We start from the raw sequence: 242 nt of genomic DNA, 5'->3' as shown, positions 1-242 counted from the left end.
CCCACAGGGTCCCCCCTGCAGTACCATCGGCGCTGAAAGGCTTAGCTTCCGGGTTCGGAATGTAACCGGGCGTTTCCCTAACGCTATGACCACCGAAACACTATGAAATTTGAACGCTGGCCGACAACACAGCTGTTCGTTATTTCAGAACTAACACAGTGGACGCGAGCAACTGAGGACAAGCCCTCGGCCTATTAGTACCAGTCAGCTTCACCCGTTACCGGGCTTCCACATCTGGCCTA

The 242-nt window shown here is 54.5% G+C and carries 1 rRNA gene; it reads right to left on the bottom strand.

The annotated features are described in order from the left end of the window. Nucleotides 1-97, bottom strand: a 5S ribosomal RNA gene (gene rrf / locus IH80_RS41385); the annotation flags it as partial. Nucleotides 98-242 lie beyond the last annotated feature (145 nt).

The organism is Streptomyces sp. NRRL S-378 (genome assembly GCF_000720645.1).
In the GTDB taxonomy this organism is placed as follows: Bacteria; Actinomycetota; Actinomycetes; order Streptomycetales; family Streptomycetaceae; genus Streptomyces.
This window is presented reverse-complemented; position numbering and strand designations above follow the sequence as displayed.